At 45.1% G+C, this 25,258-nt stretch carries 25 protein-coding genes; 24 read left to right on the top strand and 1 reads right to left on the bottom strand.

Annotation, left to right across the window (positions count from 1 at the left end; genetic code table 11):
• The first annotated feature begins 78 nt into the window (after nucleotides 1-78).
• The 23 genes from LRL21_RS25380 to LRL21_RS25270 all read left to right on the top strand — a co-directional run bounded on the left by LRL21_RS25380 (nucleotide 79) and on the right by LRL21_RS25270 (nucleotide 22,500).
• Nucleotides 79-948: a class I SAM-dependent methyltransferase gene (locus LRL21_RS25380; RefSeq protein ID WP_240418575.1), complete on the top strand. Its 870-nt coding sequence runs from the start codon at nucleotides 79-81 to the stop codon at nucleotides 946-948.
• A 12-nt stretch (nucleotides 949-960) separates the two neighbouring features.
• The gene (locus LRL21_RS25375) at nucleotides 961-1,203 is read left to right on the top strand and encodes an acyl carrier protein (RefSeq protein ID WP_076228687.1); all 243 of its coding nucleotides are present in this window, start codon (nucleotides 961-963) and stop codon (nucleotides 1,201-1,203) included.
• Entirely contained in the window at nucleotides 1,200-2,540 is a 1,341-nt protein-coding gene (locus tag LRL21_RS25370) for a hypothetical protein (protein WP_240418574.1), read from the top strand. Before LRL21_RS25375 ends, LRL21_RS25370 begins: the two co-directional genes overlap by 4 nt.
• Before the next feature lie 11 nt (nucleotides 2,541-2,551).
• Complete coding sequence (locus tag LRL21_RS25365; protein WP_240418573.1) at nucleotides 2,552-3,712, top strand: glycosyltransferase; 1,161 nt, start codon at nucleotides 2,552-2,554, stop codon at nucleotides 3,710-3,712.
• Entirely contained in the window at nucleotides 3,702-4,808 is a 1,107-nt protein-coding gene (locus LRL21_RS25360) for a radical SAM protein (RefSeq protein WP_240418572.1), read from the top strand. Before LRL21_RS25365 ends, LRL21_RS25360 begins: the two co-directional genes overlap by 11 nt.
• Nucleotides 4,809-4,831: 23 nt before the next feature.
• Nucleotides 4,832-6,025: a radical SAM/SPASM domain-containing protein gene (locus LRL21_RS25355; RefSeq protein ID WP_240418571.1), complete on the top strand. Its 1,194-nt coding sequence runs from the start codon at nucleotides 4,832-4,834 to the stop codon at nucleotides 6,023-6,025.
• Nucleotides 6,026-6,104: 79 nt separating this feature from the next.
• Complete coding sequence (locus LRL21_RS25350; RefSeq protein WP_240418570.1) at nucleotides 6,105-7,112, top strand: ABC transporter ATP-binding protein; 1,008 nt, start codon at nucleotides 6,105-6,107, stop codon at nucleotides 7,110-7,112.
• Nucleotides 7,093-7,896 carry an ABC transporter permease gene (locus LRL21_RS25345; RefSeq protein WP_240418569.1) on the top strand — a complete coding sequence of 268 codons (804 nt, stop codon included), beginning with the start codon at nucleotides 7,093-7,095 and terminating at the stop codon, nucleotides 7,894-7,896. Before LRL21_RS25350 ends, LRL21_RS25345 begins: the two co-directional genes overlap by 20 nt.
• A gap of 9 nt (nucleotides 7,897-7,905) precedes the next feature.
• A complete protein-coding gene (locus LRL21_RS25340; protein ID WP_240418568.1) occupies nucleotides 7,906-8,706 on the top strand; it encodes an ABC transporter permease in 801 nt (266 codons plus the stop codon).
• A gap of 39 nt (nucleotides 8,707-8,745) precedes the next feature.
• On the top strand, nucleotides 8,746-9,555 hold the full coding sequence (rfbF, locus tag LRL21_RS25335) for a glucose-1-phosphate cytidylyltransferase (RefSeq protein WP_240418567.1): 810 nt from the start codon (nucleotides 8,746-8,748) through the stop codon (nucleotides 9,553-9,555).
• Entirely contained in the window at nucleotides 9,555-10,649 is a 1,095-nt protein-coding gene (locus LRL21_RS25330) for an NAD-dependent epimerase/dehydratase family protein (RefSeq protein ID WP_240418757.1), read from the top strand. Before rfbF ends, LRL21_RS25330 begins: the two co-directional genes overlap by 1 nt.
• Nucleotides 10,646-11,911 carry a UDP-glucose dehydrogenase family protein gene (locus tag LRL21_RS25325; protein ID WP_240418566.1) on the top strand — a complete coding sequence of 422 codons (1,266 nt, stop codon included), beginning with the start codon at nucleotides 10,646-10,648 and terminating at the stop codon, nucleotides 11,909-11,911. Before LRL21_RS25330 ends, LRL21_RS25325 begins: the two co-directional genes overlap by 4 nt.
• 20 nt (nucleotides 11,912-11,931) lie before the next feature.
• Nucleotides 11,932-12,183 carry a phosphopantetheine-binding protein gene (locus LRL21_RS25320; protein WP_240418565.1) on the top strand — a complete coding sequence of 84 codons (252 nt, stop codon included), beginning with the start codon at nucleotides 11,932-11,934 and terminating at the stop codon, nucleotides 12,181-12,183.
• 5 nt (nucleotides 12,184-12,188) lie between these two features.
• Nucleotides 12,189-13,283, top strand: a complete 1,095-nt coding sequence (locus LRL21_RS25315; RefSeq protein WP_240418564.1) for an LLM class flavin-dependent oxidoreductase — start codon at nucleotides 12,189-12,191, stop codon at nucleotides 13,281-13,283.
• A 48-nt stretch (nucleotides 13,284-13,331) separates the two neighbouring features.
• Nucleotides 13,332-14,324 (top strand): hypothetical protein, encoded by a 993-nt coding sequence (locus LRL21_RS25310; protein ID WP_240418563.1) that lies wholly within the window; start codon nucleotides 13,332-13,334, stop codon nucleotides 14,322-14,324.
• A 12-nt stretch (nucleotides 14,325-14,336) separates the two neighbouring features.
• Nucleotides 14,337-15,371, top strand: a complete 1,035-nt coding sequence (locus LRL21_RS25305) for a hypothetical protein (protein ID WP_240418562.1) — start codon at nucleotides 14,337-14,339, stop codon at nucleotides 15,369-15,371.
• A 1-nt stretch (nucleotide 15,372) separates the two neighbouring features.
• A complete protein-coding gene (locus LRL21_RS25300) occupies nucleotides 15,373-16,371 on the top strand; it encodes a phosphotransferase enzyme family protein (protein ID WP_240418561.1) in 999 nt (332 codons plus the stop codon).
• Between the two features lie 54 nt (nucleotides 16,372-16,425).
• Nucleotides 16,426-16,701 carry an acyl carrier protein gene (locus LRL21_RS25295; protein WP_240418560.1) on the top strand — a complete coding sequence of 92 codons (276 nt, stop codon included), beginning with the start codon at nucleotides 16,426-16,428 and terminating at the stop codon, nucleotides 16,699-16,701.
• Entirely contained in the window at nucleotides 16,698-17,594 is an 897-nt protein-coding gene (locus LRL21_RS25290) for a hypothetical protein (protein ID WP_240418559.1), read from the top strand. The genes LRL21_RS25295 and LRL21_RS25290 overlap by 4 nt, the downstream gene beginning before the upstream one ends.
• Nucleotides 17,591-19,576 (top strand): non-ribosomal peptide synthetase, encoded by a 1,986-nt coding sequence (locus tag LRL21_RS25285; RefSeq protein WP_240418558.1) that lies wholly within the window; start codon nucleotides 17,591-17,593, stop codon nucleotides 19,574-19,576. Before LRL21_RS25290 ends, LRL21_RS25285 begins: the two co-directional genes overlap by 4 nt.
• Nucleotides 19,577-20,146: 570 nt before the next feature.
• Nucleotides 20,147-20,572: a hypothetical protein gene (locus LRL21_RS25280; protein WP_240418557.1), complete on the top strand. Its 426-nt coding sequence runs from the start codon at nucleotides 20,147-20,149 to the stop codon at nucleotides 20,570-20,572.
• Between the two features lie 86 nt (nucleotides 20,573-20,658).
• Entirely contained in the window at nucleotides 20,659-21,918 is a 1,260-nt protein-coding gene (locus tag LRL21_RS25275) for a S8 family serine peptidase (RefSeq protein ID WP_240418556.1), read from the top strand.
• 159 nt (nucleotides 21,919-22,077) lie between these two features.
• Nucleotides 22,078-22,500 carry a protease complex subunit PrcB family protein gene (locus LRL21_RS25270; protein ID WP_240418555.1) on the top strand — a complete coding sequence of 141 codons (423 nt, stop codon included), beginning with the start codon at nucleotides 22,078-22,080 and terminating at the stop codon, nucleotides 22,498-22,500.
• A 664-nt stretch (nucleotides 22,501-23,164) separates the two neighbouring features.
• Here LRL21_RS25270 and LRL21_RS25265 read toward each other — a convergent pair.
• Nucleotides 23,165-23,761 (bottom strand): transposase, encoded by a 597-nt coding sequence (locus LRL21_RS25265; protein WP_240418554.1) that lies wholly within the window; start codon nucleotides 23,759-23,761, stop codon nucleotides 23,165-23,167.
• 336 nt (nucleotides 23,762-24,097) lie between these two features.
• Here LRL21_RS25265 and LRL21_RS25260 point away from each other — a divergent pair, with 336 nt between their 5' ends.
• Entirely contained in the window at nucleotides 24,098-25,081 is a 984-nt protein-coding gene (locus tag LRL21_RS25260; protein ID WP_240418553.1) for a Gfo/Idh/MocA family protein, read from the top strand.
• The last annotated feature ends 177 nt before the right edge of the window (nucleotides 25,082-25,258 follow it).

The raw sequence follows: 25,258 nt of genomic DNA, 5'->3' as shown, positions 1-25,258 counted from the left end.
CTGCCGCTTCTGTTAAGCTTGAGCAATCATTCAATAACCATCATTTACCATTAATATCAATTTTATGGGGGTGTGAACGTGCAGAGTGATTTGAATCATAGGGGGATCGATCATAGTATTAAGCATCATATACATACACCCGATCATCCGATATTCATCAGGCTGTTGGAAGCCGTATATTGGATCTATTTCATTGTATTGTACCCCATCTATTATGTGTGGAATAAACGTGATTTTACGAAAAACAAGCTTAAAAATCCGTTCTATGTCAGCAAGCTTGTACGATTAATCGAAAAGCATCCACGATTGTACGAATGGTCGATGTTTGTGTTGAACTTTCCCAAACCTACCTCTGTGTATGGTTTCTTGCCACCGCTTAAAGGAAGGGTGCTGCAGGTTGGCTGCGGGACCGGACTGCTTAACAAGCATGTAGGCAAGCAGCAATCAAAGCAAATCGTAAATTTGGACATTAACCCTCATTATCTGGAATATGGAGTTCGTAAGGGGAGGTATGATTCTTACCTGCTTAGTGGGATTTATGAGGTTCCCATGGACGATAAAAGCTTTGATGTGATTATATTTGCCCGCTGCTTTCACCATATTCGCCATCATAAAAAGGCTTTTGCCGAGTGTGCCCGACTGCTGCGGGATCATGGTGAGATCTGGGTCGTTGATCCGGTTATTTTGGAAGAAGCCGAATCCGGCAAGTCGATGACTGAAGGTTATATGGTGAATTCATCGATTGATGGAGTCATATGGCGGTTCACCAAAGCCGCTTTGATCAAGCATATTATTAAAGCTTTGCCCTCCCAGCTTAAGCTGATATCTGTTACGGATGCCAGACAGCTGCATATGACGAACTATAACCGGAAGTATGCCCAAACAGACATTCTGGCCGTTATTGTCAAAACCAGCGATTCGGCCATGATTCATAAATCAAACAAATAAGGAGTGAAGTTCATGCTTCAGGAAAAAATTATCGGGATTATCAGCGAAATCAAAAATGAACCGGAGCTGCTTCAAAATTTGCAGGGAAGCTCGGATGTGCTAAATGATGGAGGATTGGATTCACTGCAGCTGATTAATTTCATACTGCGGGTAGAGGATGAATTCAATATCGAAATTGATTTTGATGAATTTGACATGGTCCATTTGAATTCGATTGACACGTTCTGCTATTTTATTGAATCCCAAAGCGCATGACAGGAGCAGAACGCTTACCCCGTATTCATTGTGGAACCTTCGATGCCGAGACCTGCTGGCGAGATGAAAGATTAACCAGACTGCCGTCCATCCCTGATCTACAGACACGTAACCTGGTGAATGCTATGGATGAGCTCTTGTTTGTATTTTGCCGGGATCAGGATGTGCTGTTGACCCGCTATGCGATGGATGCAGCGCACCGTCATTATTTGCAAGATATCGGCTTCCATTTTGTCTGCAATAAAGTGGATCTGGACAATTCCGATCTTGCAGCATCCAGAGAAATGAATATATTCGAACGCTTGACGGCGACATTGCCAAATCCTCTGTTCAATCAACAACTGCCGAAGCATGCTGAATTGGAGCCCTTTGCGATTTTGAATGGCATGGATGTACTGGCTGAACAGCAGGGCTGGACGGTTCATGCACCCTCGCTTGAAATTGTGAAGCATGTGAATTCCAAAGCTTATTCAACAGAGCTGAAAGATAAGCTCGGTATTCGGAACGTAAGTCAATTTGTAAGGAGCCATGTTGAGCTGGATCGTATTGGCAAAAAACTGCTGGATGCAGGTGCGTTCTTGATTAAGGATACCTTTGGTGTATCCGGTAAAGGGAATCTGCTGATTTCTACGGAAAGCATGCTGAGCCGGGTGAGTGCCTACATTTCCAAGCAGGAAAAAACCGATAAGGAAACTCTGTTTATTGTGGAGCCGCTGCTGAATAAGGAATTGGACTTCTCGTGCCAATTTGAAATCCTGCCGAATGGTGGATTTCATTTGATTTCGGTGCAGCAGGTGCTGAATGCCGATTTTGCCTATCAAGGCTCGGTAACAACAGCGCCTCCATTGATGCGGCAGCTGGAGCGGGACGGTTATTGGGAGCTGATGCAGGACGTTGCCGTCCAACTGTACAAGAGCGGTTATTTCGGGCATGTCTGCGTCGATTCGATGATTCTTCAGGATGGCAGCATAGTTCCGCTAGTTGAAATCAATGCGAGAAAATCGATGAGTCTTATCAAGCATCAGCTTGACAACTATCTGAGTGCGCATTCGCTTGAAGGTTATTTGACCTATGTATCGATGGTGGGCTCGAACCCGATTTCTTTTGGGGATGTGCTGCATGCAATGGAGTACGAGGGGCTGTTGTACAAGGACGGACGCCGTCATGGAATCATTCCGTTAAGTGCGAATACGTTTAAGGTGAATCAACAACCAGCTGGACGTTATAAGGCGCGCATGTATGTATCGATTGTAGCTAGTGATTTGACGGAAGGGGAGCAATTAGTCAGTAGGCTGCGTTCACTGCTGTCAACGCTCGCCATCACAGTATCCAGTTAGGGGATGAGGTTTTGAAGCAAACGCTCGTAACCATTCTTTGCTCCGGTTTTGGTCTCGGCTTTTATAACCCGGGATTAATCGTCAGCTATCAATTAAGGCAGAAGCAGATCGCAACGGAGGTATTGGTTTTTGAAAGCTTTGTACAGCAGGATAAGCAGGATAAAATACTGGACAGCAAAAAGGCCTACCATGATAACTTCGCATTAGCGTTGGTGGCAACGAAGATTCCGAAGGATATTCGTGACAGTATCGATTTTGAGCAGGTTGATCAACTGCTGGAAGCATGGACTAAGGAGGGGAGGCGTGATTTTATAGCATTATCCGGACATTGGGTCTACATACTGGACCTGTACCGGGCCAAGCTGAAGGAGGGAAGTAAGGACAATAGTGAGCACGTATTGCAGGTCGATTTGCTCTATGTGGATTCCGATTTATCTCCATCGTGGAAAGGCTTGAGGAAGTTTAACCCGCTGTATAATGAGCCCTACAACGACGTATGGCTCTACCAGGCATCGAGCGGCATCATCGCCTGCTTCATTCCTGTGGGAGAAGACGCTGTCATCCCATTAAGTGACCGTCATCATCGGTATGTGATTCATGGAGGCGGCTGGGGAATGGGAACGTATCAGGGTAAGATTCCCGAGCTTCAGGAGCTTGGCTTCAAGCTCGATATTGTTGCTTATGAGCGGGAGGAGACGCTGGATCCGAGGTCGGGTGACCGTTATTTCATGAATGCCCCTTCGTGGACAGCTTGGCGGAAAGGCCCCAAAGGAGAGCACGATCTGCCGTTATTTGCTGAAATTAAGCCGATGGAACAACCCAAGTATGCAAATCTGGAATCACATCATGGTCTCTACGACGTTATCCGTCAAGCGAAAGCAATCATTAGTAAGCCCGGGGCAGGGACTCTGATGGACTCTCTAGCTTCGGCAACTCCCGTTATCATGCTGGAACCGTTTGGTTCCCATGAAAAGCGTAATGCCGAGCTATGGGCGCTTAAAGGCTTCGGTATCTCGTACGAGGATTGGAAGCAAAGCGGCTTCTCCGAGGAGATTTTGCATGAGCTTCACTATAATCTAATTCAGCAAAGATCGATTACACCAAGCTATACGGAGGTGCTTATTCAAGCTCACCACTTACAAGAACAAGGGAGGATCGTTCATGCTGATTAAAACCGAAACGATACAGCAGCAGCCGGGTCTGGATCGCGGTATTCCCAAATGGGTATTCCTCCAGCTGCTCGAATCCTGCAACCTGAGATGCAAAATGTGCTTTGAGTGGGGAGATAATGGCGCTTATAAAGAAAAACCGGAGTTGAAGAAGCTGGATCTGGCAGTAGTCAAAAAAATTATTGAGGATTGCAGTCCGGCAAGGCCCTATTATGAGCTGTACGGTGGCGAGCCATTAATTTACCCCTGGATCGACGAAGTCTTGGAATCGATTAAGTATCATCACAGCAGCGTTCATTTTCCGACGAATGGTACCCTGCTGGAGCGTCACGCGGAAATGCTGGTTGAGCATGCACCTGAACGGATATGGGTCTCACTGGATGGTCCTGAGGAAATTAATGATGCACAGCGGGGAGAGGGCGTTTTCCAGAAAGCAATGAAGGGTATCCGTAAGCTGTACGAGGTGCGTGAAAGCAAAGGCTCGATCTATCCAAAAATCGGGATCAGCACCGCGGTAACACCGATTAATCATCAGCATTTGGAACGTTTTTATTTCGAAAGCCTTGATATGTCCATGATTGACTGTATCAGTGTAGAGCTTCAGCAGTACGTTACGCAGGAGCGCTATGAGCATTATGCCACGGTGCTTAAAGAGCAGTTCGATGTCCCTTCAGCGCCTATTGCTCGAGGCTTTATCAGCAGTCCTGCGCACTTCAGCAGTATTGATGCCAAGGATTTGGCCAGACAGCTCAAGCTGATCGAGAAGTTTTGCAAGGATAGCGGCCGTTATTTCAATGCTTACCCCAAGGTTATAAGCGAAGACAATATTCGCCATTATTTTAATGCCAAATGGGAGCAGGTTACCAATATGAAAAAACGCTGCGTGTTTCCCTGGATCAGCACGGAAATCAATGCAAGAGGTGGCGTAACCTCCTGCCATAATTTTTATGATCTGACGCTCGGCAACGTTAATGAACAAGGTTTATTGGACATTTGGAATGGTCCGAAATATAAGGAGTACCGCGAATATTTGAAAAAGCAGCTTTTTTCCATATGCCCCGGCTGCTGTCTGTATTACAACGAAAAACCGAGCCATTAATTCAATATTTGGAGGGATGGACGATGCAGCCAAAAACGAGAACGAAGATGGATCAAAAATCTTTTGAAATTCTCAAACGCACGATCCGTAATATCGCAGTTCCAATCCGTGAGAAGGCTCATAATCCCAAATACAAAACAGTGCTGCCCGAGTTTGTGGCGATCAAGCTGACCAATCGTTGCAATTTACGCTGCAAGCATTGCTATCAATGGAACGAATCAGGCTATCATCACCATATGGATACCGCAGAGCAGAACCTGGACATCGATATCAAAATCATCAAGCAGCTGCTCGATGATACCAAGGCGTTACAATCGAGACTGTATTTGTGGGGCGGTGAACCCATGTTCCATCATCGCTTTGCCGAAATCCTAGATCTGCTTAAAGAAGATTCACGAGAAACAACGATTTGTACCAACGGACTGCTGACCGAGAAATTTATCGATTCGATTAATGAGATATCCGAGAATTTGGAGCTGCTCATAGCATTGGAGGGCTTTGAAGCTGACCATGATTTGATCCGTGGCAAGGGCTTGTTCAAGAAAACGATGGAAACGATAGATTTGCTGTTGAAGATGCGCGAAAAGGGGTTATTCAAAGGACGAATTTCCGTGCACAGTGTTATTAATAATGCTAATATTTATTATTTGTATGATCTGATGGAAAGCTTTGAAGCCAAAGGGATTGACCTCGTGCTGCTAACTTTCCCATGGTATATCTCGAATGAAACCTCAGTGAAAATGGACGATTATTTCAGCGATCACTTTGACTGGCTTCGCCCTCTGGATGAGCATCAACGCAACAGCTGGCACGCCTTCAAGTATAAAATCGACACCAAGCATCTGGACCCCTTGATGGAGCAGCTGAACAAAATGAATGAACGTGTATGGGAAACCCGGCTGCGTTATCAGCCAGGACTGGAATTCGATGAAATCAAAGCCTTCGTCACAGGGGACGAGATGACAAGCCGCTGTGCAACAGACTGTCTGGCGCTGGCTACAAGAATTGATGTAACACCAAACGGCAGCATCTCCGCCTGCAAGTTTTTCTCCGAGTTTTCCGTAGGCAATTTGCATGAACAAAGCTTGACGGAAATATGGAATTCGGAGGCCTACGACAAAATACGTGAAACGATCAATAGCGGAGGGCTGACACCAGCCTGCTCCAAGTGCAATGTACTGTATTTACACGGAGTCTCCTCGTTAAAGCACATTTAATTTATGTTGATAATAATTAATGATATTAATTAAAATATCACTTCCAATGGGGAGTACTCACCAAGCTAAAGGAGACCTGATGATGATTATTGAAGTGAACGGGCTGTCCAAATCATTCAGCTATTACAATAAGGAATTGGGCTTGAAAAGCTCGTTCAGCAACCTGTTTCGGAGAGAAAAGCTGATCAAGGATGCCGTATCCAATATTTCGTTTGGAATCGAGGAAGGCGAGGTTGTCGGGTTTCTTGGACCTAATGGAGCAGGCAAGACAACTACACTAAAAATGCTTTCTGGTATTTTATATCCAAGCGGCGGCAGTGCAACTGTACTTGGATATACGCCTTGGGAGCGCAAAAACGATTTTAAACGGCAGTTTTCGATTGTTATGGGTCAGAAAAACCAGCTTTGGTGGGATTTGCCAGCCAACGAATCCCTTTATTTGAACAAATGCATTTATGAAGTGGATGATAAGCAATACAACGATACCTTGGGTGAGCTTTCGGAGCTGCTCGATGTTCAGCATTTGTTAAAGGTGCAGGTACGCAGATTATCGCTCGGTGAACGCATGAAGATGGAATTGATAGCCGCTCTGATTCACAAACCAAAGGTGCTGTTTCTTGATGAACCGACGATAGGTCTCGATATTTTGTCACAGCGCAAGATTAGGGAGTTTTTCAAATATTACAATCAGGACCGGAAAACAACCATTTTGCTGACCAGCCATTACATGAATGATATTGAGGATTTGTGCAAACGAACGATTATTATTAACCATGGTAAAGTGATTTTTGATGGCAGCCTGAACGAAGTGAACAACATTCTCGGGCACAAAAAAATCATGAAGCTGGTGCTGTCCCATCCCGTTGATGCTCAGACGCTACAGCAGGTCGGCAATGTGAAGGAGGTCAAGGACCTGCTCGTCACAATCGAATTCGAAAAGCACGATATTAAGCGATTGTCACGCTGGGTGCTAGATCATCTGCCTGTTGTCGATTTTACTATTGAGGACATTCCCATTGAAGACGGTATTGCGATGCTGTATCAAAGAGGCGGTGAACTGCATGCTCATGCCGAGCAAATATCTTAAGAGCTTTTCGCTTGGTGTGCAAAAGGTTCTGGAATACCGCACGAACTTTTTCCTGAGCCTGTTCAGCTGCATATTCCCGATTATTATTCAATTTTTCTTTTGGAAAGCCGTGTTCGCAAGCTCTAATCAATCGATGGTGTTCGGTTATTCCTACAATCAGTTGATTGCTTACTCTATTCTAGCGATACTGATGACCAAGCTGATCGGGACTGGCTTTCAGTTCGAAATTGCCCGGGATATCAAGGATGGTGGATTGAACAAATATTTGATTAAGCCCATTGGTTACTTTGCTTATCGGATCTGCTGCTTTCTGGGCGAGAAATCGATTGAGATGCTGGCCATCTTGTCGATTTCTATGGTGGTGGTATGGGTATTGAATCTGTGGCTCGGGTTCCCGGTCCACAGTCAGCAGGTACTGCTGTTCTTCTGCGTGGTGCCCTTTTCGCTGCTGCTGAATTTTTTCATTTATTACAGTCTGAGTGCGATAGCGTTCTGGTTTATCGAATCCAACGGAGCGTTCAAAACCTTCGGACTGCTGGCTACGATTGCGAGCGGGGGATTATTTCCGCTTGATGTGTACAGTCCGGGCATGCAAAAAATATTGCTGATGCTGCCATTCAATTATGTGGTGTATTTTCCGATTCAACTGCTTAGCGGCAAGCTTTCCATGGAGCAGATCGGTCAAGGATTGGTTATGCAGATCATGTGGATTGCCGTATTTGCACTGTTATCGAGTATTCTGTGGAACACTGGAATGAAAAAGTATGTTGCCGTAGGAGGGTAGACCTGACTCATGAAAACGTTGAAAAAATACGGGTACATCTACCTGATTTTCGTAAAAAATTGCTTTATTGCACAGATGGAATATCGGATCAATTTCCTTTTCGCCAATACGATCGAGATTGCTTACCTGTGTATCAAGCTGATTTATGTGCTGGTTGCGTTCCGGGTAGGCGTCGTCATTAATGGGTACACCCCGGATGCACTGCTGATGTATGTAGGCTCATTTACGATGATGACCGGGTTTTACTGCTTATTCTTTTATTCCAATTTTATGATGCTGAGCAACCATATTCGCGACGGTACGCTGGATATGCTGATCACCAAGCCGGTCTCGCTGCAATTCATTGCTACGCTGCGCAGAATCGATTTTGGGTACTCGTTTACAAATGTAGTGGCCGGCATAGCGATGATCGTGATCGGCTGGAGCCGAATGGGGATTCCGGTAACGCCTGTTAAGGTGTTCGGGTTTATCGCTTTTATATTCGTGGGTGTGGTGCTCAAATACGCGATTTTCCTGATTCCCTCGCTGATATCTTTCTGGACGGTCAACACCAATGCGGTTAATCAGATGTCGACGGCCATTTGGGATATGAATCATGTACCGATGAACATCTATGGACGTTCGATCCAGCAGGCGGGCATGTTCCTGTTTCCGGTGTTTATCATCACCAACTTTTCACCCTTGTACGCCATGGATAAGCTGGATATCTCCTATATGGTTTGGTTTATTGCGGCTCCGATTGTGTTTTTGTTCATTTCCCGTAAGCTCTGGAACGTGGCCATTCGTAGTTATACCAGTGCAAGCGGTTAATTAGCGATTATCTGATAGAAGAAGCGGGGTGGACCCATAATGACCAAAATCGTATTATTCGCAGGCGGCCTGGGTACCCGATTGGGGGAAGAAACTGTGCTTAAGCCCAAGCCGATGGTAGAGATCGGGGGCTTGCCGATTTTATGCCACATCATGCAGGGGTATGCGGCTTACGGATTCAAGGAATTTATCGTCGCACTTGGCTACAAGGCTGAGGTGATCAAGCAGTATTTTTTGAATTATGTGTATCTGCAAAATGATTTTTCGATCCATATGTCCAGCTCTGCTGTTGAGGTGAAGAAGCAACCGGAGAGGGATTGGATTGTTCATCTTGTGGATACCGGACTTCACAGCATGACGGGTGGACGCTTGTATCGGTTAAGAGATCAGTTGAACACGGAGACCTTTATGGTGACGTACGGTGATGGCGTGAGTGATGTGGATATGACGCGTCTGATGGATTTCCACCGTTCGCATGGCAGACTGGCAACCTTGACACTGGTACGGCCGCGAGCGCGATTTGGTACCGTTGATCTGCAGGGAGATCAGGTCATGCGCTTTAAGGAAAAGCTGGATACAGAGAGCTGGATTAATGGCGGTTTTTTTGTATTTGAGCCGGGTGTGCTTGATTATTTGAGCAGCGATGAAGAGGTGCTGGAGAGCGACGTGTTGACTCGCTTGGCTGAAGATGGGCAATTGATGGCTTATCGGCATAGCGGTTTCTGGGAGTGCATGGACACGATGAGAGATAAACAGCATTTGGAAAGCTTGTGGGCCTCCGGTAATGTGCCTTGGAAAACCAGTCGTATGGCTGGAGATCAGAATACTGAAAAGGAGCGGTGCCTTTGATGACCGGAAACGGTATTATGCTTGAGGATCTGGCTTATATATTTGGGCAAACAGAGAAAGCGGGCCGATTTGCAGGGAAAACGATTGTGATCACTGGCTGCGGCGGATTTATCGGCTTTTATTTAACGCATTACTTCGTCTACTTGAAACAGCAGGGAATCCAATATCGATCACTTATCCTGCTGGATACGTTCCGTTCGGGCAGACCAGCATGGCTGGAGGAGCTTTCGCGTAATGAAGCCGATATCGAGGTATACAGCTTTGATATTGCCGTCGATAAGCTGGACTCGATACCTGCAGCACATCGGGCGGACTATGTCATTCATATGGCGTCAATCGCATCTCCTACCTATTATCGCCAGTTTCCGATTGAAACGATTCATGCGAATGTACTGGGACTGAACAATCTGTTGGAATTTTACCGTCATCGCCCGCTGGAGGGATTGTTGTTTTTCTCCAGCAGCGAGGTGTATGGTGATCCTGTGCAGGAAAGCATTCCAACAGCGGAAACCTATCTGGGCAACGTGAGTTCACTCGGTCCGCGTGCCTGCTACGACGAGTCGAAGCGTATGGGTGAAACGCTGTGTTATGTGTATCATCAGACGTACCAGATGCCAATACGGATCGTCAGACCGTTCAATAACTTCGGACCGGGTATGGCGGTTGGGGATAAAAGAGTACCTGCGGATTTCGCCCAGGCGGTGCTGTCGCATGAGGATTTGGTGATCCATTCAGATGGGACGCCTACCCGTACCTTTTGTTATATTGCTGATGCGATTGCGGGTTACATTAAGGTATTGACCTATGAACAATTCGATTGCTTCAATATCGGGATGGATCGACCGGAGATTACAGTGCTGCAGCTGGCCGGTATTTTTCGCAAACAGGCGTTAGAGCTATGGGGTTATTCAGGTGCAATCCGCTATCGGCCATCGTTGGAAAAGGATTATTTAACCGGCAATCCATCACGCAGATGTCCCGATATATCCAAGGCGAGACAACTGCTCGGCTTTCAGCCCGGAATCGATGTCGAGCAGGGAGTAAGACGGTATTTGTCCTTTCTCGCACAGGAAAGAGAAGAGGTTCATTCATGATCGCGGTAATGGGCTTGGGGTTCGTAGGACTGACCACGGGGTTGGGGCTGGCTCATCGTTCGGGTCAGCAAGTATTTGCCTATGATGCGGATGTGCGTAAGCGGGAGCTGTACAAGGGCAAACGGATTTCTTTTCATGAGCCACACCTTCAGGAGCAGCTGGAGCGATACGGCGGAGACCGATTTATCGTATGCGATACGATGGCAGAGGCTGTAGCTGAAGCCGATACCATTTTTATATGTGTTGGAACGCCCAGTTCATTGAGCGGTGAAACCGATTTGGGTGATCTGCAGCGTGCAGTCCGTGCATGTCTGGATGCATTGGAGCAGCTATCACAGCCCAAGCCTTACCCTGTTATCGTGATCAAATCGACGGTTCCAGCGTCCACGACAACGGATGTTGTCCAATTGCTTTTGGAAAATCAGGGCTATCGGATCGGGGAAAATATAGGCTTGGCCCATAACCCGGAATTTCTGCGTGAGGGCTCGGCATGGAATGATTTTGTGCAACCGGATCGCATTATCATTGGAGAGGTTGATCCTATAGGAGCACAGCGGGTACGTGAGCTTTATGCGAATTTTGGAGTTCCCATCCATGTTGTATCCGCGCATACCGCCGAATTTGTCAAATATGCCTCCAATGCACTGCTGGCTACCATGATCAGCTTTGCTAACGAATTGTCGATGATCGCAGCCCGGATTGACCATATAAATATTACGCAGGTGTTTCACCTGCTCCATGAAGACAAGCGATGGCAGGGACATCCCGCAAAAATGACAGACTACGTATTTCCTGGCTGCGGTTTCGGCGGTTATTGTTTGCCCAAGGACACGTTATCCTTATATACACATGCAGGCCATTACGGACATGAGGCCGTGATGCTGAAAGCGGTGCTGCAGGTCAATGAGGATATTAAAAGGCATATTGTCGAGCAGATTGCTGCGGCCGTTCAACCTGAGGATACGATTGGCATCCTCGGATTGTCGTTCAAACCGGAAAGCGATGATGTCCGAGGTGCGGTATCCAGGGATATTATTGGACTGCTGCTGGACCGCGGCTATAGTCGAATTGTAGCTTATGATCCAATGGCCATGGAAAATTTCCGCAAATCCTTCGGATTACCCATTAAGTATGCGGACTCTGTAGAGGAGGTTGTGAATCGCAGCGAGGTACTTACTATTATTACGGCATGGAGGGATTTTAAAGATAAGCAAAACCTGTATCAAGGAAAAAAGATCATCGATGGACGGCATTATTTATAAGAGAGGTGTTAACCATAACCATGCCAAGGACAACTCACGATACGGAGCTTTTGGATATATTGGAACGGGTGCTTAAGCAAGAGCGTGAAGTGCTGGAATCGATTGGACCTGATGATGATTTGATCGAATACAATCTGAACTCGATCCTTGTCGTTGAATTGGTGGTCGAGCTGGAAATCGTCTATGGCATCGAAATTGATGATGATGATTTGTTAACTGAGAATGTATCCACGCTTCGCCGAATTCAGGAACTGGTCGGCAAATATCAATAAATCAAATGAATCGGCGGGTGACGCATATGGAATTTTGCTGGATGCTGCCGGAAGGTAATTTGGAGACGATTCTACAGCAGACACAGCTTGCGGAGGCAGGCGGGTTTCAATCGGTACTGCTGATTAACGCCAACTCTTATATGGACCCCTGGATTATAGCTACGGTGTTAACGCAGGAAACAGAGCGAATCCGTATTCTCGTTGCGCAGAACACGAGCTATTGTTTGCCGACGACGACTGCCAAAGCTTTTAACACATTAAGCTTGATTTCAGCTGGACGCATTGATTTGAATATGGTTACAGGCAGCTCACAGGTCGAGCTTGGAAAGATGACCCGGGCCGGTGACCACGCCTCACGTTATAAGCGAACCAAAGAATTCATCGATCTTTACCTCCGTTTGCAGCAGGGCGGGATTACTCATTATCATGGAGACTGCTTCGATGTGCAAAATGCGGAGCTATTTCCTAAACGGGACGCACCGACTGGCAGGCTGTTCATGGCTGGCAGCTCGCAGGAAGCGATGGCTATTGCGGCTGAATTTGCTGATGGTTATCTGGTATTCGGACATGAGCTGGATGAGATTGAGCAGCATTTTACAAGCTTTCGTGAATTGGTACCTGAGCTTCGTACGAATCTGGAGCTGAATCCAAATCCGCATTGTGGAATCATGATCGACATTATTGCGCGGGAAACGACGGAAGAAGCGTGGGAGGCTGCCTATCATTTTTTGGAGAGTGCCAGCCCGTTTGAAAAAAGGATGAACCGTCTGTTTCGCAACAACAGTGACTCGGTCGGTATTTCCAAATATCATAATTATTATTCGCAATCCAAACATGCACCATCCAATTATGCACAAGCAGAAGGCAGTCCTTCGTCCACACTATGGCCAGGTTTGTCACAGCTGAATACTTCGAATGGCTTTTCCATTGTCGGATCTTACGAGGAGGTACGGCACACCATAAGCCGATTTCATACGATTGGCGTGAATTATTTTATACTATCCGGCTTGATTAGCACGCAGGAGCTGGAGCGGATCAGCAAGCATATTGTCCTTCCCTTCCAGTCCAGACATCTACCTATCGGTAATGTCAGCAAGTGAGCGTAAAGGGTGGAAAGGAGTCGTTAGGCCAGCATGTCAATGTGCATTGTGAATGATTTTACAATTCAGTCCGGACATCATTGCTTGTTTTCGGGATTGCGTCACCTGTTGATCAGAGAACGTCCCGAATTGGACATGGAGGTTGCGGAGGCAGACATTTATTTTCAAAGTGACGGCATGAATCTCGCATACAACGGAAATTTGAGCACGATGTGGCTTGCATCTCAGGAGACAATCCTCCAACAGTTTGCCGCTTGCTACGGGCTGTGTGTCCAATTTACGTTTGAGGTCGGTGCTGCGGTGCTGGACATCTTTCGCGAGATTTTACAGGAAAATCGGGTAATCCTGATTTTTATGCGCAGTCCTTATTTGGATTATCATGCTGTTTTTCGTGACGGTGAAGAGCGTAATCATATTTTACTTTTATTTGGAATCGACGAAATCAATCAAGTCGTACAGGTGGCGGATACCTCCTTTCTGGATGGTTCCGGACAAACGTTATCGTACACAGGTCCGTTATCGCTGTCACAGCTGCTTGCTGGAGTATGGGGATACACCTGGTTTGAGGTCAATCCTTTTCAAAAACCCGCTTTGAATGCCGATGAACGGTATCACAGGGCAATCGCGAGCATCAAACGCTTTAATCGAAGACATCATTTGCCTGAAGGATGTTATCAAGGGCTAGAGGCCTATAGAGCCTATGTGGCTGATTGGTCGCGGTTAATTGACATGAAGCCTGCGGAGTTTACGGACACCTGCAAAAACATGTATTACTGCCTGCGAATCGGTGGCATCATGCATCAATTGGATTACTTCGAACAATTTATCGGGAAGCATAGGGACCGAGTCGGAGATTCGGAAGGGATGCTGTTGCAGCTTCATAACAACCGCAATGAATGGAAAAAAAGTTTATACCAGCTGTACAAAATCGGATTGTCCATACAGCCGCATAAGCTGCAGCCGCTCCAGGAACGATATATGTCGCTGCTTCAGACGCATGAGAAATGGCTGGAGGACTTTATGGACAGAGCTGTCCAATGAAAGGAGATCGCGATGATAACAGATAACCGTGTGGTTAACCTCCCACTGGAGGTTCCTATTATCGATGTGCATTCGTTTCACGCATTTTCTCAAGCCATCATTCTTACACGCAAGGACAAATCGCTGCCGTGGATAGTTACCAACTATATTCATATATTCGGCGTTCCGCATTTTGATAAGGGCAATTTCATTCACCTGGCTACTTCCTCTCATTTTCACAGCCTGCCTTACACTTATGTCTCCAAATTACACACCGATCAGTTGCGGTCATGGTTCACTGACAGTATCGAATTGTTCATGGATTGTCTGAACAAGCAGCAGTATTTGGCGATCGCGCTGGATGAATTTTATATTCCTGGCATGCACGCTTATCTTAAATACCATCTTGTCCATCATGTATTGGTACATGGGTATGATTGGGAGCAAAGGCTGTTCCGAATTGCCGGATTTTTTGGCGATCCACCTGTATTTACCACCAACCGGACGCTCAGCTTTGAGCTCTTTCAAGAAGCGCTTGCCCATGCGGGTCCGGTAACTCAGCGTGCCAGCCAAACACTGGAAATTATCCAGTTTCCGTATCAGGCTCTGAACACGCCCATATTCGAATTTGACATCAAATTAATTATAAGATCGTTGGGAGAGCACCTGTTATCCAAGCCGGTAACGGAAAGGAATCCCAAACGAATCGATTTCTGGTTCGGCTTAAGAGCCTATGACTTACTGATTCAATTTTTGGAGTTGGAACGCGATAGCGACAAACCAATCATCCACATGAAAGCTTTACAAACATTGGTGAATCATAAAAAACTGATGATAGAGCGAATGAAATATTTATTTGCCAACTGTTATATGACCGATGACAGGTTTATCGCGATGGCGGAGCAGGTATTAAGAAAAACGATGATCGTTCACCAGCTTTGTGTCAAGCAGCGTATTGTGCAAGACCCTCGCAATATCGCCAGAGCGATTCATGGGATTGAAGAGCTTAAAGCCTATGAGAAGGATTTTCTGGAACAACTGCTCGACCATCTGGAGAACGCGAACTGATATGGGGACAACCAACAATCAAATCGACGAGAAAGTGTTGCTTGATGCCGGCAGCAGGTTCGCTGAGTCAAATACCCGATTTATACCATTGGAAAGCTTTGAGAGCAGCGTATATGCCTGGGCTGATCGAGGAAAACGGTATGTACTCAAAATCATAGACCAGCAGCGCCGGACAGAAGCCGACATTCTGGGGGAAATCGATTTTGTCCACTTTGCGGCGGAGCTTGGCGTACCGGTGGCAAGGGCGATTGTCTCGTTAAACGGCAGTTATGTAGAGTCAATCGGCGGTCATTCAAAGGATGGTTATTGGGCATACGCATTGGAATGGGCCGCTGGGCAGCCCGCGAATCCGGAGGTATGGGGACCGGAGCTGTTCAAGCAGTGGGGGCAACTGCTCGGCAAGCTGCATCAGGTTACCTCACAGTATAAACCGTTCAGACCGGAGTGGAAACGGCATCGATGGGATGAGGATGAATTATATCATGCTGCGTTGTTGAAGGTTGCTGCTGATCCGTTGCTTGGCAAAGCCTTGAACCCCTGCCTGCTAAGGCTTAAGCAGCTGCCTGAGCACCCGGACCAGTTTGGATTGATCCATAATGATCTGCATCATCGCAACTTTCATGTTCATGAAGGTAGGATGATCGTTTTTGATTTTGATGGGATGGCCTATCATCATTATGCCAGTGATATCGCTGTCGCCATGTATTACGCTATCGATGGTGATCGCTCTGCAGCAGATAAAGCGTCGTTTGCGAAACTGTTTATGCATCATGTATTAGAGGGCTATTCTCACCATCAAACCGTAAACAAGGCACTGGTGCAAAGCGTACCGGATTGGATGCTGCTGCGCCATCTGCTTTTGTATACAACGTTTCTGCGCAAGTGGGAGGGAATGAATCGCAATACGATGCAAAGATGGACATTAAATCGGTATCGAACAGATCTCAGCATGGGTAAACTGTTTGGTGGTATTGAGCTTGATCATACTAACTGGATATAAATGTAAAATAATATTGAGCATATAATTGATATAGGAAAAGAGAGGGATCATAGAATGAGCCAAACGATTGTAAACAAGGACTCGGTTATGGATTTCGTCTGCAGCAAGGTGCAGGAGGTATTGCAAACGGATGAAGCCCTGACTTTGGATCAGGATCTGGCCAGTCTCGGGATGGATTCATTTAATTCCATGAACCTTGTCATCGAATTTGAAACAAGATTTGAGCTTGTTTTTGATGATGAAGAGCTATTATTCGAAAATTTTGCCACTGTGCGGAATATGGTTGATCGGATCTGCGCCAAATTAGACGTGGATTCTTTGGAGCCATGAAGCAGCAATGGGTGGATTGCTTTATCGACAAACTGCTGGCTTTATATCCGCAGGTGCATGCTTATGCAGCGATGATTGACCGATGGGCTTTTATACCTGAATGGTCGGAAGTGGATGTGGACTTTGACTTGACGCGTGTATTGGCGACGGAGCGGCAGCTGTTTGAGCTGTATGGGATTCGACGGCAGTACAATAGCGGCTGGATCGACGACGCGCTGCGGAGCGGCCTTCAGGTGCTGCTTCCCTGTGATTTATTTTATTTGCCTCATGCCAAGGTTTTTTACGGTCAAGAGCATGCCGGACATTACATATGGGTGCAGCAGCTGCTGCCCAATGGTGAGTACCGAATTTACGATGATCATCCCGCCTTCCAGGGTGCGATGGCTGGCAAAGCTTTGCGACAGGCGCATGAAGCGATGAAACTGCCTTATCAAGCTCTTGAGCCGAGGTGCAGCGAGATTTCGGAGGAGCAGGCACTGATGTATATGGGCCGGATGCTGCAGACGGATACTTTTCACCTCGGTTCCTTCGCCAACCAACTGATCGCTTCGGATTTGCCACCGATCCGCAAGTGCGAAATTCTCAAAGGAACCCGACATATGCAGCATCGGTTAAGTGGTTTGATCCGCATATTTGATATGACCCCACTTCCACCCGGCCCTAACGATGAGATGGTTGCTGTCCGTCAGGCAGTGTCAAGTTATATGGATGGCTGGCGGGCCACAGTCAATCTCGCCTTAAAAGGTTTGCTGCTTCCCGTAGACAAGGTCTGGGGTCGACTGGAAGAGCGGCTTGTTAAGCATACCGAGGGAGACCAAGTATTAGCGGATACAGTGATTCAATTTAAGGGAAAGCTTACCTCTGTTTATCAACAAGGAGGGGGATTGCGATGATGTTCTCTTATTTACATATGGCTTGGGGTATTGTGCTGATGAAATATCATGATCCCGATCAGCTTCAGCTGTTCATCCACACAACACATGACATGCCTGTATGGACCTGTAAAAACACAGGGTTTGCAGGAGAGACTATCACAAGTATAGACATACCGGTTTGTGTAGAGGATACGTTCAAGGAGTGGAAAGAGAAGCTGCGTGAAGCTCTAGCTCCCAATGAAGCAGCAAGTGGTGTATCTATTACTTTCGCACGGAACACCGAAGCTATCTCGGCTTCAGAATTGGAGGTTTCCTGGAAGAGTGAGCTTGAGATCATCATGGACATCGATAGGCAGCAGAACTCGTATTTGCATAACGAAATATCAGCCGATCGTTTTAAGGGGCATTTGATGAAGGTTTATGAAGCCCTGCTTCGTGATGAAGAGACACCAATTAAGGATATAGATATGGTTGTGCCCGAAGAGCGTTTACAACTGCTCTATGCTTTTAATCAAACCCAAACTGATTATCCGGAGGATCAAACGATTCACTGTCGTTTTGGGATGCAGGCGGCTGCTTATCCTGAACAGATTGCGGTTGTATGCAACAAAGAGAGCATCAGCTATGCGGAGCTGGATCGGAAATCGACACAATTGGCAATTAAGCTTCAAAGTAGGGGGGCAGGACGGGGCAGCATTGTGGCCATTACAGCAGATCGTACGTTGGAGATGATCATTGGGCTGCTGGCGATATTGAAATCGGGTGCAGCGTATTTGCCTATTGACGTTCGGTCACCAGAAGCCCTTACCCGTATGATATTGGCAGATAGTGGAGCCTGCATCGCTGTGACGCAATCCTTGTCTAATTCTATCGGTGTCGAGCTGCTTAATCCTTACGATCCGTTGTCTTATGAAATTGAAAATAGTAATGGATCCAACCTTTTAGAGAAAGGCTTCGCGACTGATCTGGCTTATGTCATCTACACTTCAGGAACGACAGGCACCCCCAAAGGAGTCATGGTAGGGCATCAGGGAGTTGTTAACTTCTGCTGCTGGTTGGGTGCGAAATACCACATCGCGCGGAATACTCGAATGCTTCAGTCTGCCAACCTGACGTTTGACGCTTCGGTGGAATCCATATTCGGACCTTTACTTAACGGTGGAACCGTAATTCTTATAAGAAGCGAATTGCTGCTCCATAAGGCAGCTTTTCGCAATTTTATCGATAAGCACCAAGTACACATCTTACCGCTCGTGCCTACCTTGCTGCCACTGATTGCAGACGATGATCAACTGGAAAGCGTTCGAGTCGTCATTACAGGTGGAGATATTTTGGAACGGGAGCTTAAGGACCGCATCCTTCAAAGGGGATATAAGCTGTACAATCATTATGGACCGACAGAGGCGACAGTGGACGCTCTGGCCACGGATGTTGAGGAAGACAGAGTGACTTTGGGCAGGCCGATTGCCAATACGAGGATCTATGTGTTGAATCGGTGGCAGCAGCTTTGCCCGGTTGGTGTATGGGGTGAAATTTGCGTAGCAGGGGACGGATTGGCTGCAGGATACCTGAACCGTGAGGAGCTGACGCAAGAGAGGTTCGTCGTGAATCCGTATGAATCCGGTCAACTTCTGTACCGAACAGGAGACATAGGAAGATGGCTGGAGGATGGAAGAGTCGATTATGGCGGCAGAATTGATGATCAGCTTAAAATCAACGGTATTCTGGTGCACCCCGAAACCATTCGCAAGCACCTGATGACGCATTCCTCTATTCATGATGCCTGTGTGCTGGGTATAGGTAATAGTGGCAGTAACAGAAAATTATTCGCCTACTATACGACAACGGAGCCTGTCACCGCCACACAGCTCAGAGAACATCTAATGCTGTACATTTCCCCAGGTATTCTTCCCAGCAAATTCATTGAGATTACTCAATTCCCTGTTAATCTGAGTGGCAAGATCAACAAGCAGGCATTAGTTGAAATGATAGGAAAATGATAGTTTGTACGAATGGGATAGCCTTGAGGTTATCGGCTTTACCCACAATTTAAGTTTTGATGCGGTCAAGGTACTAGTTACAGAACCATGGGTAAGACCTGTCTGATGAGATTCCCACACAAACAAAAGTAGCCAACCAGTAAAAATTGGCTGACCTCATAGATTTATTAACCCTGTTCGGACCTTGCAATGAACCTCCTCCCATACACAGCTCTGTTAGCCATTCTTGCTGGGAGTACCAGCGCTCTGCGTAATCTTTGGTTCCACCAGTCTACTACTTTAATTTCCCGATAGTTTGAAAAATATGTAAATATATGGTGTTTATAATCCGCGTACCCCTGTCTATTAAATATTCTTTTGAGTGTCGAAATATAAGCCATATTACCCATTATTGGCCTATATTACATAAATAATGTATTTTTATATTGAAGAATTAAGGAAGAATTGTCGAAACAATAGTTCTTTGATAACTAAATAAATGTATAAATATGTTATATATTATATTTATAGTTAAATATATAATATTATTGTTATGTATTTAGTTAAATAAAAATTGGGAGATGATAAACCGTGCCAACTCGCAAGATATTTGTTGGATTATTATCACTGTCATTAATTTTAAGTAGTTCTTCTGCATTCGCTAAAGAATTAGGTGATCAGAAAACTAAAGTTACGCCGAGCGATATTAAAATCGCGAAAAAGGAAGTTATTGACTTAAACCAGATTGTTAAAAAAAAGGAAGACTACACTAGATTAGAACCACTTAAAACACGAAAGAATAATAACGCTTCAACATTACAGGATCTTACATTTAAAGGTAAGCATATAGGGGTTATTGGGGAGAAGTTTAATAAGGGAAATGCAACTGATCTCGTACCTGTTCGATTCGAAATTTTAGAGAATGTTAACGAAGTAGAATTCGAGAAAAAAATTAGTCAGGTGGAAATCTTGAAGACACAAATTTTAAAAGGACAAAATATCATACTTATGAACTGATAGTAAATAAAATTCAATACCAATATTTAGATACTCTAAAGGAAATTGAACTAATAGGATTGCCAGACTCGGACGCTAGAATAGCATTGGAGGATGCGACGCACTTTACTGGAGCTACCCAGGCCAGAAATGATTTTGGAGTTACAGGCGACTTAAATGGAAATCCAAATTTGTATAATACCAGTGATATCGTTGTCGCCGTTGTTGATACAGGAATAGATGCTAACCATGTGGATTTAGATGGAGGCAAAGTTATAGCATTTTTTGATGCAGTAAATAACAATACAACCAACAGCTATGATGATAATGGCCACGGAACTCATGTAGCAGGAATTATTGCAGGTACAGGAGATGGAAATTCAAACAATCGCGGATTTGCTCCTGGAGCTGCTCTAGTAAGTGTAAAAGTATGTGGAGCAACCGCAGCAGCTGGCTGCCAAACAAATGATATTATTCAAGGTCTTAATTGGTTGTTAGCAAATCGCAATACATTCGATATCGTAAATATAAGCATAGAAACTTTTGGAACCCAAGCTCAGTCTCAAAATGTAATTGATCTAATTAATCAGCTAAATAACACAGGGAAGACTGTGTTTGTTGCTGCAGGAAACAATGGACAAGCGGGATATAATACTTTGAGCACTTATGCAAAGCATACTCCCTACTCTGTAGGTAATGTAAGAGATCCAGATGAGGGAGGATGGGGTTTAAGTGTGAGTTCATCTCGCGGTACTGGATCAACTGGACCATGGGTAGTTGCACCTGGGCATAACATTCTGGCGCCACTAGCGAACAGCAATAATGGGTATACCGAAAAGACAGGCACATCAATGGCCACACCTGCTGTTGCAGGAATTCATGCATTGATGCTTGACGCATTTTATACTACTGGTGTAAATAATGGGGGAAGTTTGATATTAGGTACTAGAAATCTTGGAGTGCCAGGTTTTGATAAAAATTATGGGAATGGTGAAGTGCTTGCTTATGAATCCATTCAAGCATCCCTTGGACAACAAGTTACTAATTTCAACGACAATCGGCTTTACTCCGTTGTGCAAGGAGCTGCTACGGCTGGACAATGGGATTTGTATACATTTACGCTTCCGTCGGGTCAACCATCACTTAATCTCAATTTACTAATTACTGATGAAGGGCAACAAGATTTAGATTTGTTTCTCTGGATTCCGGGTACAACACTTAATGATGCTCCTCAAACTTCTAGTGTACTTCCAGGCTCTATCCCACAAGATTTCATAAACTGGTCGAACCCTGCTGGGGGGGAATATATCGTTGGCGTAAGGTCTATAATGCAAGCAGCAAACTATTCTCTAGAAATTTCCTATTAAGATCGAAAAAATTATAACAATAAGCCAGTAAGGATGTCCTTATTGGCTTTTTTATAGGTATTGATTTGATTCCATTCCCCATTATAAAAAGTCCTTGCTACTTAACTAAAACTAAATAATGACTTACGATAGAGAAGAATACATAAAAGGAGTTGAAAAATGAAGATGATGAAAATTAGTTTAATTTTCTTTTTGTGCCTAGTGAGCTGCTCACCAATAGATTCAACGAAAAACGAAAAATACGAAATAGTTAGTACTCCTATTTTTAAAAATTGGTTCAAAGAAAATTGTGATCAATGCTTTGACTTAGAAAATCAATATACCAATCCTGGAAACTTTAGAGGAGTAAAGAAATTTGAGTACCATGAGAAGACCTATGTTTTAGTAAACAGTGGAATGAAACCTAACGGTGGATATTCTATCCAAATTAATAATATTAAAGAAGAAGCAGATGCAGTGATAATAGAAGCTGAAGATATCTCCCCATCTAATAACAGTAGTAGTTTAGCTGTTGAGACGAATCCAACGGTTCTGATCATTTTTAATTCTACAAAAAAAGATGTGCAAGTGAAATGGAGGTAAGGGTGATTATTGGTGGTGGGAAATGAAGATTCAATAGTTATATGACCAGTTTCTTGTCGCTGTCGGGAGACAAGAACATAGTCTGAAGAGTGGAGGTAATAGTGATTTAAAGGACTTCGTTACTAAGACATAACAATACTGATAATCAAAAAATTTACCCACCTTTACGCCTTTATCAAGCAAGTAATGGTATACATCAGCGGCGGCATCTACAGTGAACCCGAATGATGATTGGATTGCTCCATTTGGAAATGTGGTCCTCTGTAAATAACTTTAAATACAAAATGTTTTCCATACCAATCTATAGACTGTTGAAAGTTGCTGATGGGGTGGTCAAATATGCCATTTAAGCGTTATTCCCATAAGAGTTTCCCCTTTCTCCTTTTTGCTATATACAAGATTTGTCCGGTGTGAAAATGAATCTCTCTCACCTGGGCTATCATTAAGTTAAGTACTGTTGTCTGGTTGTTTACTGGAGGGGTAGGAATGGAATACAAAATTCAATTTTCGATTTTTCTGCAAAATCGCATAGAAAGGTTGACTTTTGGAGCGCACGCAAGTACCGTCAACACCGTTTATGCAGTCCGAAAAGCCTTATCACAAACTAAAACGCCTTTACCCACAATTTAAAAGTTGATGGGGTACTAGCGTTGCATAAAACCCATCAACAGTAGTAGTTGGAATATTCTGAAGAACAGTTTGACTCCGTATACCAAAAAGTTGATCTCCTCTGAGAGGTATTCTGTCCATTTGATATATTATGTAATATATATAAAATGAAGGTATTGCTTCGTCTTCCTGCCGATGAACGAAGGGGCTTGTAATGTATGCGTGTTACCCATTCCTGTTCGGATTTCCAGAGCAACACTTTAAGCCAACGACATTGATTCAACAGGCTATGTTTCGTACCCGTCTCTATCTTCATTAATACGAGCAGACAAAAGGCGATAAGTGCCATCCATACTCGGCTCAATACCGCCCGTTCGCTCGTTCCGTAAAAGTTCTTGATCCGAGCATGCTGCTTCATCCACTTAAAAAAAGTCTCTATCGCCCATCGTTCGCGGTAAATCTGCCCGATTTCATCCGTACTCAGATCGAATCGATTCATTAGAATAGCCACGGGATTCCCTTCCGAGTCTACCCTGTGGATCAGGCGCAATATGTTCACCATTCGCTTCTGTGGCGTTCCGATGACGACCATTTCGACGGTGAGTACACCGCTATCTGCGGGTAGCGCGAAGGATTCATTCGGGCGGATCAATGCGTTTTTCTTCGTTCAAGTGACAAGGAGAATGCCGCGGTCACAGTAGTCGTGGACAGGTACTACCTGACCATTCCATTGTAAAGGATTTTTTTTATGCATGAATTTGTAAAAGACAGAAGATTATGAACATTCAGAGAAAATTGATGCAACGCTAGTGTTGTTTCATACATCGTATTTTATTTGAACGCTTATTAAATTGTTATATTGTGCTTAAAATTAATATGGACTATAATTAATTTAATCTTTAAGCTAACTACTCAAATTATTTACTATCAGGATCGCTTACAGAATAGGTTGAAGCATGACTAATTTTATAAAACGAGGTGTTTATCCATGAATCAAAAGATCAGATGGGGGATTCTTGGTCCGGGCCGTATCGCAAATGCATTTGCCAAAGATTTGGCGCATCTTCCGGAAGCGCAGATTGTCGCTGTCGGTTCACGATCCGAGGAACGAGCAGCTGAATTCGCGGCGAAGCACAACATCCCGAATGCTCATGGCAGCTATGAAGCACTTGTTCAGGACCCGAATGTGGACATTATCTATGTGGCTAGTCCGCACTCGGAGCACAGAGAGAACGTGTTAGCTTGCCTATTGGCAGGTAAAGCTGTAATTTGCGAGAAGTCGTTCACAGTGAATGCAGCCGAATTGGAGGAGCTGATCCAAGTTGCCCGCGAGAAGCAGGTATTCCTTATGGAGGCTATGTGGACGCGGTTTTTACCGACGATTCATAAAGTGAGGGAATGGCTGGCAAGCGGTGCAATCGGGGACGTACGTATGGTTGACGTAAGATTCGGTAATCGTGCTGAATGGATACCGGAAAGCAGACTGTTTAACCCGAAGCTCGCCGGAGGGACTTTATTGGATGTTGGCATTTATTGTGTATCTTTTATCTCGATGATTTATGGCACGCAGCCATCAACCATTCAAAGTCTGGCTCATATCGGGACAACCGGCGTGGATGAAGAATTTTCAGCTTTATTTGGCTATGAGGGAAGACAAACAGCCAACCTGATGGCGGCACTTCGAATAAAAACAAAGCATGAAACCATTATTTCCGGAACGGAAGGCGAAATTCGAGTGCCGTCATTCTGGAATGCCAAAACTGCGGAATTGTCCGTGTACGGAAAACAGGTAGAGCGCTTTGAGGATTGTGGTGCACCGATAGGCTACATGTACGAAGCAGCCGAAGCGATGCGTTGTCTTCGAGAAGGAAAAATTGAAAGCGATATTATGCCGCTTGATGAATCGTTAGGCATTATGAGAACGATGGATGCGCTTCGCGGTGGATGGAGAATGAAATATCCGTCTGAATAAATGATTGGAGTCGTTATCGGATTTAATGGAGAAGCCCCTGGTATCATTGCGAGGCCACTGAAAAAGTCCATCTTTAAGAAAAAGGTACAGTTCTTCAAGAAAGTTGAAGAGCCTGTACCTTTTTTGCCGTATAATTGAGTCATCTTAAAAAAGCGTGGGTGAGAGCGGATGATTCGG

Source organism: Paenibacillus periandrae (genome assembly GCF_022458865.1).
Classification (GTDB): Bacteria; Bacillota; Bacilli; order Paenibacillales; family NBRC-103111; genus Paenibacillus_S; species Paenibacillus_S periandrae.
Note: the sequence above shows the minus strand (reverse complement) of the source record. Positions and strands in the feature narration are given on the sequence as shown.

Coding starts and splice junctions, on each gene's coding strand:
- LRL21_RS25375 (WP_076228687.1), top strand. CDS start 961: ATGCTTCAGGAAAAAATTATCGGGATTATCAGCGAAATCAAAAATGAA.
- LRL21_RS25370 (WP_240418574.1), top strand. CDS start 1,200: ATGACAGGAGCAGAACGCTTACCCCGTATTCATTGTGGAACCTTCGAT.
- LRL21_RS25360 (WP_240418572.1), top strand. CDS start 3,702: ATGCTGATTAAAACCGAAACGATACAGCAGCAGCCGGGTCTGGATCGC.
- LRL21_RS25355 (WP_240418571.1), top strand. CDS start 4,832: ATGCAGCCAAAAACGAGAACGAAGATGGATCAAAAATCTTTTGAAATT.
- LRL21_RS25350 (WP_240418570.1), top strand. CDS start 6,105: ATGATGATTATTGAAGTGAACGGGCTGTCCAAATCATTCAGCTATTAC.
- LRL21_RS25345 (WP_240418569.1), top strand. CDS start 7,093: ATGCCGAGCAAATATCTTAAGAGCTTTTCGCTTGGTGTGCAAAAGGTT.
- LRL21_RS25340 (WP_240418568.1), top strand. CDS start 7,906: ATGAAAACGTTGAAAAAATACGGGTACATCTACCTGATTTTCGTAAAA.
- rfbF (WP_240418567.1), top strand. CDS start 8,746: ATGACCAAAATCGTATTATTCGCAGGCGGCCTGGGTACCCGATTGGGG.
- LRL21_RS25330 (WP_240418757.1), top strand. CDS start 9,555: ATGACCGGAAACGGTATTATGCTTGAGGATCTGGCTTATATATTTGGG.
- LRL21_RS25325 (WP_240418566.1), top strand. CDS start 10,646: ATGATCGCGGTAATGGGCTTGGGGTTCGTAGGACTGACCACGGGGTTG.
- LRL21_RS25320 (WP_240418565.1), top strand. CDS start 11,932: ATGCCAAGGACAACTCACGATACGGAGCTTTTGGATATATTGGAACGG.
- LRL21_RS25315 (WP_240418564.1), top strand. CDS start 12,189: ATGAATCGGCGGGTGACGCATATGGAATTTTGCTGGATGCTGCCGGAA.
- LRL21_RS25305 (WP_240418562.1), top strand. CDS start 14,337: ATGATAACAGATAACCGTGTGGTTAACCTCCCACTGGAGGTTCCTATT.
- LRL21_RS25300 (WP_240418561.1), top strand. CDS start 15,373: ATGGGGACAACCAACAATCAAATCGACGAGAAAGTGTTGCTTGATGCC.
- LRL21_RS25295 (WP_240418560.1), top strand. CDS start 16,426: ATGAGCCAAACGATTGTAAACAAGGACTCGGTTATGGATTTCGTCTGC.
- LRL21_RS25290 (WP_240418559.1), top strand. CDS start 16,698: ATGAAGCAGCAATGGGTGGATTGCTTTATCGACAAACTGCTGGCTTTA.
- LRL21_RS25285 (WP_240418558.1), top strand. CDS start 17,591: ATGATGTTCTCTTATTTACATATGGCTTGGGGTATTGTGCTGATGAAA.
- LRL21_RS25270 (WP_240418555.1), top strand. CDS start 22,078: ATGAAGATGATGAAAATTAGTTTAATTTTCTTTTTGTGCCTAGTGAGC.
- LRL21_RS25260 (WP_240418553.1), top strand. CDS start 24,098: ATGAATCAAAAGATCAGATGGGGGATTCTTGGTCCGGGCCGTATCGCA.